General features: G+C 72.3%; 3 protein-coding genes. All 3 read right to left on the reverse strand.

The features are described 5' to 3' along the window. Positions 1-1075 (reverse strand): TonB-dependent siderophore receptor (locus tag JMF90_RS24455; RefSeq protein ID WP_201325526.1); only part of this gene is annotated, 1075 nt, incomplete at its 3' end. A 146-nt stretch (positions 1076-1221) separates the two neighbouring features. Beyond that, complete coding sequence (locus JMF90_RS24460) at positions 1222-2985, reverse strand: ABC transporter ATP-binding protein (RefSeq protein WP_041489471.1); 1764 nt, start codon at positions 2983-2985, stop codon at positions 1222-1224. Further along, positions 2985-4709 carry an ABC transporter ATP-binding protein gene (locus tag JMF90_RS24465; protein WP_011547175.1) on the reverse strand — a complete coding sequence of 575 codons (1725 nt, stop codon included), beginning with the start codon at positions 4707-4709 and terminating at the stop codon, positions 2985-2987. Before JMF90_RS24465 ends, JMF90_RS24460 begins: the two co-directional genes overlap by 1 nt. Positions 4710-4783 lie beyond the last annotated feature (74 nt).

Below are 4783 nucleotides of genomic sequence, written 5' to 3' on the forward strand. Positions count from 1 at the left end.
GCCGGCCGCCGGCGCCCGTCGCCGGATCGATCGCGCCAAACGAACCCGCGTACTTCAGGTCCGAGCGCACGCTCTGGTATTCGCCGCTGACCTTCGCCTTCCAGCCGGCGCCGAGCTTCTGCTCGATCGACGCGAACGCGCGCGTCGTGTCCCAGTTGAAACGGCCCCACGCGGTGTCGAGGAACGTCGAGCGCGACAGGCCGAGGCTGGACCCGTCGCGCGCCATCGGCACGCCGGACATGTCGGGCACCGATGTCGTGGTCTGGTACTGCGCGCCGAACGTGAGCAGCGTGTCGCGCGTCACGTCGACTTCCGTGACGCTGTAGATCGAACGCGTGTCCTGCTTCGCGTGGTCGTAGAAGAAGTGGCGATCCTCGTACGCGGCGACGAGCCGGCTGCGCACGGTGCCGGCCGCATTGAGCGGGCCGCCGATGTCGGCTTCCGCGCGATAGCGGTCCCAGCTGCCGACGCTGGCGGTCGCATGCGCGGAGAACTGGTATTGCGGGCGCTTGCGCACGAGGTTGACGGTCGCGGCCGGATTGCCCGAGCCGTGCAGCAGCCCGTTCGCGCCGCGCAGGATTTCGACGCGTTCGTACACCGAGATGTCCTGCGGCGCGCTCGCCATGTCGCCGATCACGACCGGCACGCCGTCGAATTCGAACGAATCGACCTTGAAGCCGCGCACGAAGTACGCAGTGGTGAGCAGCACGTACGGCTGGACGGTCACGCCGGCCGACTGCTGCATCACCTCGTCGAGCGAGAACAGGTTCTGCTGGTCGATCCGCTCGCGCGTCGTCACGCTGACCGACTGCGGAATCTCGCGCAACGCGAGCGGCATCTTGCCGACCGTCGCCACGGACGGATCGTCGGCGACGCCGCGCGACGCATTCACCGCAATCGCCTTCAACTCGCTCCCGGCAGGCTGCGCGGCGGCCGCTTTGTCCCGGCGGACTTCCGCGCCGGCCGCCGGCGCCGCATCGGCGAACGCCGCCGCCGGATGCGCGGCGATCAGCAGGCCGAGGTACAGCGACGGACGCCAGCGCCCGAAACGGGCGACGCGTGCGCCCTGCATCATCGATCTCTCAGGTTCCCGTACCTCGTACCGCATTCACGCCCCCGTATTTGATAATCATTCTCATTATCAATTAGAACCGGCAGGCGATTTTTCGATCGTGGAGCTTTTCCTATCGATTCCGGGCACGGCGGCCCGCATTGTTCACGTCACTGCTCGGATTCGGCCGGGCGGGTTTCGGCGTCCGCGCCGGCGGGCGGCGCTCCGTCGGGCGGCCGTCCAGCGCGGGAGAACGTCGCGTACCACGCATCGGTCTCGATCAGTTGCGCATGCGTGCCGGTCGCCCGCACGCGGCCCGCATCGAGCACGACGATCGTGTCGGCGGCCGCCGCGAGCGCCGGCTGATGCGTGACGACGATGCGCGTGCGTTGCCCGCGCAGCGCGACGAGACTGTCGCGCACGCGTCGCGCGCTCAGTTCATCGAGGCTCGCGGTCGGCTCGTCGAACATCAGCACCGGCGCGCGCGCCAGCAGCGCACGCGCCAGGCATGCGCGCTGGCGCTGCCCGCCCGACAGCAACTGGCCGCCCGGCCCCACGTCGGTGTCGAGGCCGTCCGGCAGGCGTTCGGCGTCGCGCAGCAGGCCGACCGCATCCAGCGCGGCGCGCAGCTCGGCATCGGTCGCGTCGGGCCGCCCCATCCGCACGTTCCACGCGAGGCTGCCGCGAAACAGCCCGTTGTCCTGGAACACGAGGTTGCGCGTCGCGGCGAGCGTCGCCTCGCTCAGGTGCCGCACGTCGGCGCGGCCGAGCAGCACGCGCCCGGCGCACGGATCGTCGAGCCGCGCGAGCAGGCCGAGCAGCGTGCTCTTGCCCGCGCCCGTCGGGCCGACGATCGCGACGAAGCCGCCCGCCGGACAATGCAGGTCGATCCCGTCGAGCAGCGTCGCGCCGCCGGCCGACCGATAGCCGACGCGCAGCGCGTCGACGCTCGCGTCGTGTACCGGCGTGCCGCGCTCGGGGCTGTCGAAAAGTGGCGCATGCAGCACCGCGAGCACCGTATCGAGCGCGCGCCAGCCGCCGCGCAGCGCCTGGTCGAGCTGCGTGAGCTGCGCGAGCGGCTCGATGAAGCGCACGAGCAGCACCAGCACCGCGACGGCCGTCGCCGCGTCGAGCCGGCCGGCCGCGACGGCCCACGCGCCGCCGATCAGCATCGCGACGAACACGCCCTGCACCGCTCCCGCGAAGCCGAGCTCGATCGGCAGCGAGCGCCGCATCAGCGCCCGCGTGCGGCGATGCTGTTCGTCGAACGCGCGCTGCAGCGCCGCGCGTGCGTCGCCGTCCCGGCCCGCGAAGCGCAGCAGCCCCTGATGCGCGGCGAAGGTCTGAAGCTGCACGGCCATGTCGCGATCGCCGGCGGCGCGCGCCTGTTCGAACGCGAGCGTGCGGGCGCCGCCGCGTTCCAGCAGCGCGAACAGCAGCACGGCCGCCGCCGCGAGGCACAGCGCGATGCGCCAGTCGATCCACGCGAGCCCCGCGACCACCGCGAGCGGCGTGACGACCGCGCCGATCAACGGCCCGAGCAGGTGCGCGGGAATTCCCATCGCCTGCATCACCGGCCCGCGCAGCAACCCGGCCCGATGACTGTCGCGCACGGCCTGCCACGACGCGATGCGCGGCAGGTGGTGCACGAGGCGTTCGACGAGGCCGACGGCCAGCGCGCCGCCCGCGCGATAGCCTCGACGTTGCGCGACGTACAGCACGAGCGCATGGCACAGCGTCAGCACACCGAGCACGGCCGTCCAGCGCAGCGCGGCCGCCTGCGCACCGGCGAACCAGGCGCGGATCAGCGGCACGAGCAGCAGCCCGCACGCGCCGTCGAGCAACGCGGCGGCCACCGCCCAGCCCAGCCCGCGCAACAGCGCGCGGCGCGTGTCGCTCGGCAGGCACTGCAAACGTTTGAGCGATGTCGTCATCATGCGGCCTCCCCGCCTGCGGCGCTGCGTTCGCGCCAGAGCCGCGCATACAGCCCGTGCGCGGCCAGCAGCGCCGCGTGCGTACCGCGTTCGACGATGCGGCCGCGCTCCATCACGAGGATCTGGTCCGCGTGCCGGATCGCATCGAGATCGTGGCTGACGATCACACGGGTACGCATGTCGGCGCGCAGCGCGTTGCGCAACGCGCGTCCGGTTTGCGGATCGAGCGCCGACGCCGGTTCGTCGAGCAACAGCAACGGCGCGCGCGACAGCAGCGCACGCGCGATCGACAATCGCTGCAGTTCGCCGCCGGACAGCCGCACGTCGCGCCCGCACACGCAGTCGTAGCCGCCCGGCAATGCGTCGATGCGCTCGTCGAGACAGGCCGCGCGCGCGGCGGCGCGAATCGCGTCGCGATCGGCATCGGGCCGGTACAGCGCGATGTTCGCGGCAATCGACACATCGTCGAGCGCGGTGGCCTGCTGGAACACCATCGCGACCTGTTCGCGGCGCGTGTCCGACGCGAGCAGCCGCAGATCGGCGCCGCCGAGCCGCACCGTGCCGCGATCCGGGTCCATGAAGCGCGCGAGCAGCATCAGCAGCGTGCTCTTGCCCGCGCCCGACGGCCCGACGATCGCGGTGGTCGTGCCGGCCGCGATCGTCGCGTCGAGGTCGCGCAGGATCGGCTCGCCGTCGATGTCGACCTGCACGCCGCGCAGTTCGATCGATGCATCGCGCGGCGCCTGTGCCGCGCCGTCGGCGGGTTCCTGCAAGCCCGGCTGCACGAGCAACGCATCGAGCCGCGCGGCGGCCGCGTGCGCGTCGCGCAACGCATCGGCGCCATGACCGAGCGCACGCACCGGCGCCGCGATCGCCCAGATCAGCAACGCGAACGCGCACAGCGTGCCGACCGGCAACTGCCCGGCCGTCAGCCACGTCGCGCCGCACACGACCCACGCGAGCAGGAACGGCGTGCCGAGCAGCACCTGCGTGCACGCGCCGAGACCGCCGATGCGGCCGACCCACGCCGCGAACGCGTGCGAGAAATGTCCGGCCGACGCCAGCGCGGCCGCCTCGATGCCGGCGCCCGGATACTGCCGCACCAGCGCCGGGTTCTGCGCGAGCTGCGCATAGTCGCCCATCAGCCGTTCGAGCGCCGCGTTGCGTGCGGCGAAGGCCGGCGCGAAGCGTGCCGAGCGCATCCAGCGGAACAGCGCCGCACCGGCGACGAGCGGCACGAGCGCGAACGCGAGCAGCACGGGATTCAGATAAAGCAGGCACGCGAGCGCCGCGCACGGCACGACGACGAGCTGCGTGAGATCGGCCGGCGCATGCGCGACGAGCTGATGCAGCGCGCGCACGTCCTGATCGACGTGGCGCGCGACACGGTCGCTGCCCGCACGCGCGAACCAGCCGAGCGGCAAACGCTGCAGATGATCGGCAAGGCGCTTGCGCAGACGGTCGCCGAGATCGGCGTCGACGCGGTGCGTCAGGTGCAGTGCGACCGTCTGGCCGCCCAGCCAAAATGCGCCGGCCGCCACGGCGGCGACGAGCCAGCCGCGCGCCGCCGCGTCGAGCTGTGGCGCGACGCGCCATGCGTCGGCGAAATGCGCGAGCGCGAGCCACGGCACGAGCGACGCGACGCCGGCCAGCGCCTGCAACGCCACCGCCGCGACGAGCGGCACCGCGAACGGTCGCAACATCGAAAGCAACGGCCCCTTCATGCGGCACGCTCCAGCAGCATGCCGAGCGTTGCCGCGCGCGCATCGCCCGGCGGCTGCGCCGGAAAACCGAGTTG

This window comes from Burkholderia sp. E168m23 (assembly GCF_016586125.1).
GTDB lineage: Bacteria > Pseudomonadota > Gammaproteobacteria > Burkholderiales > Burkholderiaceae > Burkholderia > Burkholderia orbicola.

Bases quoted from the DNA above. Each gene is read 5' to 3' on its own strand.
- JMF90_RS24460 (WP_041489471.1), bottom strand. From the start codon at position 2,985: ATGACGACATCGCTCAAACGTTTGCAGTGCCTGCCGAGCGACACGCGC.
- JMF90_RS24465 (WP_011547175.1), bottom strand. From the start codon at position 4,709: ATGAAGGGGCCGTTGCTTTCGATGTTGCGACCGTTCGCGGTGCCGCTC.